This is a genomic window from Martelella sp., assembly GCF_984369615.1.
Genome location: NZ_CFHTCS010000401.1, coordinates 1 through 3720, shown reverse-complemented (window position 1 = coordinate 3720; position 3720 = coordinate 1). Strand labels below are relative to the sequence as shown.

Annotated in this window: 3 protein-coding genes; all 3 read right to left on the bottom strand. The window is 58.8% G+C overall.

What is annotated here, in order from left to right; translation table 11 throughout:
• Window positions 1–83: 83 nt before the first annotated feature.
• Window positions 84–536 (bottom strand): GNAT family N-acetyltransferase, encoded by a 453-nt coding sequence (locus AC5DC2_RS21110; protein ID WP_491699909.1) that lies wholly within the window; start codon window positions 534–536, stop codon window positions 84–86.
• Between the two features lie 815 nt (window positions 537–1351).
• Window positions 1352–2464, bottom strand: a complete 1113-nt coding sequence (locus AC5DC2_RS21105) for an ABC transporter permease (RefSeq protein WP_491699908.1) — start codon at window positions 2462–2464, stop codon at window positions 1352–1354.
• 3 nt (window positions 2465–2467) lie between these two features.
• Window positions 2468–3720, bottom strand: a 1253-nt coding sequence (locus AC5DC2_RS21100; protein WP_491699907.1) for an ABC transporter permease, incomplete at its 5' end; no start/stop codon positions are given.

Here is a 3720-nt window from a genome sequence, read left to right as displayed (position 1 = left end):
TTCCTATGTCCTGAAACAGCGCCAGGGCACAAAATTCTAGACAGTCTCCAGTCGGGCGGCGATTTACACCGCCCGACCAACTGCTAGCCGATCAAGTGAAGGCGCGCGTTTTCGAAAGCGTAGCCATCATCATCAAGAGGACGGCGTGACAGCTCTCGAAACCCAAGCCCGATGTAAAAAGCTACTGCCTGCCGGTTGGCGGTGTATACCTCGAGCTCCAGCTTACCTTTGAGGCACAGAGCGTGAGCGACAAGCTGGCGTCCGATGCCAAGCCCTTGCCGATCGGGAGCAACAAAAATTCCGCCAATGAAGGTGTCGAGCAGGCCGATGAAGCCGCACGGGTGACCACCCACGCATGCCACCCACGTCTCAGCACTAGGCAGATATTGATCTTCGATCAGCGCTCGTTGCGCAAGCAAGCGCCGTTCGCCGATGAAAGGATGAGCCAATAGAGATGCATCGAGCCAGATGCGTGACAGCTTTTTCAAATCGCCTTCCGGCGCATAGGGCCGGATTACGACGTCATGGTTCTTCATGAAAACTCCGAAGAAGAGATATGCAAAAGGTTCCGGCAGCCAATTCTTGGTGCCAGGTGAAGCCGCTATTTGCGGTCGGAATCACAAGCCTCTGCGCATAAATCTCCTTCTGCTTTCCGCCCACTTCTAAGCCGCTGCCGAAACGCGGTCAATGACCAAAACGGTGTCGGAAGCGGTCATGGAGACCGCCCGCGCCCATGGCAGGTATTTCATCCTCAACCTCCGGGACCCGACGGTCCGAAAGCGGTCCCGCTTCTGCCGCTCCGGAGAGCGCCTCGTAGTCGGTCGTTCATGCAAACTGCGTCTTCACCGATAAGCAGACACTTGAGACCGTAAATTTGAGCTATAAACGGGCGCGCTGCTCTCCTTTATTCTGCAACACTGCCCTCCAAACGCTTAAGCGCCGCCAACGCGTGGCGCGCGAAACGATGAACCCGGCTTCGGCCTCGAAGCCTTTCGATGTCGCTTCGATCTCCATAGATCGCGACCGCGTCGAACGCGAACGTCATTCCATCCTCCCTGTTCGGGACACGGTGGTAGAACTGAGCATCAACTCCGTCGTCAATGAAGCATCGTGATACGGCTAGGCAATCCGACGGATAGCATGCCACGAAGTCTAGCAGCCAACCCGGTCGGCGAGAAAACCGAGCCGTCGACACCTAGGTTGGCGAAGCCGATTAGCCAAGCAACCTCAACAGGGCGGCAGGCCCCTCTTCTCTCAGAACCATTTCGTCAACCGCTCGCGCCAAAATGGTTCAATTATACGTAAAGCCAGTTTAGTTATCGGCGCTTCGATAGCAGCGGATACGCACCTATTACTGCAGAAACCCGCGGAAACGGCGCAGCGCGATGGAAAAGAGCGCCAGCCCGAGGACGGCCAGCCAGACGAATTGCGGCCAGACGACATCGAAGCCCGCGCCGCGAAACAGGATGGCCTGCGACATCGTCACGTAGTGGGTATTGGGCGCCAGCAGCATGATGTCCTGAATGAATTGCGGCATGCTTTCGCGCGGCGTCAGTCCGCCGGACAGCACCTGCAGCGGCAGCAGCACCAGCATCAGCAGCAGACCGAACTGCGGCATCGAGCCCGCCACCGTCGCCAGGAAAATGCCGAGCGAGCACATCGCGAACAGCATCAGCGCGCTGCCGGCCATGAACAGCGGCATGGAGCCGTTGACGGGCACGCCGAGAATGCCTTCAACTACAATCACGAGGGAAAGCGTCGCGGCCATGAGGACAACGAGGCCGATCGACCAGATCTTGCTGACCACGATTTCAAGCGCCGTGACCGGCATCACCAGAAGGTGCTCGATCGTGCCATGCTCGCGCTCGCGGATCAGCGCCGCGCCCGAAAGGATCATCGACAGCATGGTGATGCTGGTGATGATGTTGATGATCGAGCCGAACCACATCTGGCTGAGCTGCGGATTGTAGCGGGCGCGGATATCGAGAGAGACCGGAATTTCGCTGCCGCCGGGAAAGCCGTTCAGATATTCGCTGACGGTGTTGTCGATGATCTGCTGGATGTAGGTGTTGCCGGTAAAGGCCTGCGTCATGCGCGTGGCGTCGATATTGAGCTGCAGCTCCGGCTTTCGACCGGCAAGCACATCCCGTTCGAAATTCGTCGGGATATCGAGCACGAAGGTGGATGTTCCGCTATCCAGCCGGGCGTCCATCTCGGCGGTGGTGATGATTTCAGGCTCGATGAAATAGGGGGGATAGAAGGCATCGACAATACGTTGCGACAGCGCCGAGCGGTCCTCGTCGACAACCGCGATCGCCGCGCGGTTGAGCGTTTCCGGCATCGCCGAGGATTCCATGTAGATGGACAGCGAAAAGGCGTAGACGATCAGGATGATCATCAGCGTGTCGCGGCCAAGCCCCCGTAATTCCTTGATGCCGAGCTGGAGGATATTGGAAAACCGCATGACCTACCTCGCCTGCTTGCCGAGCAGAAGCGTGCTGGCGATCGTCAGAACCGGAATGGCGATGAGAAGAGGCACGAAGGCAGATTGAAGATCGGCAAGGCCGAGCGCCTTGGTGAAGGTTCCGCGCGATATCGTCACGAAATAGGTGGCCGGATAGACCTCGCCGATCATGGCGCCAAAGCCCTGAAGCGCGCTGACCGGATCGATGAGGCCGGAATACTGGATTGCCGGAATGAGTGTGATCAGAGCGGTGGCGAACAGGGCTGCGATCTGACTGCTGGTAAAGGTCGACACCAGCAGGCCCATGCCGGTGGAAATGGTGACGAAAATCAGCGCCGCCAGCGAAAAGGCGAACAGGCTGCCGGTAAAGGGCACCTGAAACACCATCAGCGAGGTTGCCAGCAGCAGGGCGAAATTGAACATGGCAAGCACGATATAGGGCAGCTGTTTGCCAATCAGGAATTCCAGCCTCGTCGTCGGCGTGACATAGAAATTGACGATCGAGCCCAGCTCCTTTTCCCGTACCACGGAAAGCGTGGTGAGAATGGCGGGAATGAGCAGCAGCAGCAGCGGAATGACCGCCGGCGCCATGGCGACGAGGCTGCGGATATCCGGGTTATAGCGATAGCGCGCGGCAACCGAATAGGACGGATCAGCCGCCCCCGCCCCGTAGACTTCCTCGATCTTGCGGGTAAGCCATGTGGCATAGACGCCCTGAATATAGCCTCTGGCCGACGATGCGCGCTGCGGCATCGAGCCGTCCAGCCAGACGCCGATCTCGACATCGCGCCCGCGCGCCAGATCGGCGGCGAAATGCGGCGGGATTTCAATGGCGAAACTGATTTCTCCGTCGCGCATGCGCCTGTCCATATCGGCATAATCGACAAGCGGGGCTTTCTCATCGAAATAGCGCGAACCGGAGATATCGAGCGTCAGGTCCCGGCTCGTTACGGTCTGATCGCGGTCAAGCGTGGCATAGCTCAGGTTTTCGATATCGAGATTGATGCCGTAACCGATCACCAGCAGCAGAATGACGCTGCCGATGATCGCCATGGTGGCGCGGATCGGGTCGCGGCGCAGTTCCAGCGCCTCGCGCCAGGAATAGGCCATCATCCGGCGAAAGTCGAAACGGTGTTTCAGCGCCCTTTCGGCGGCCCGCTCCTCGGCGTCGTCCTTTTCGGCATTTTCGGCGATCGCGGGTTCTTCAGCCTCCTGCGCCTCGTCCGTGACCGCTTCCAGATGGCTGATGAAGGCCT

Coding starts and splice junctions, on each gene's coding strand:
- AC5DC2_RS21110 (WP_491699909.1), bottom strand. CDS start 536: ATGAAGAACCATGACGTCGTAATCCGGCCCTATGCGCCGGAAGGCGAT.
- AC5DC2_RS21105 (WP_491699908.1), bottom strand. CDS start 2,464: ATGCGGTTTTCCAATATCCTCCAGCTCGGCATCAAGGAATTACGGGGG.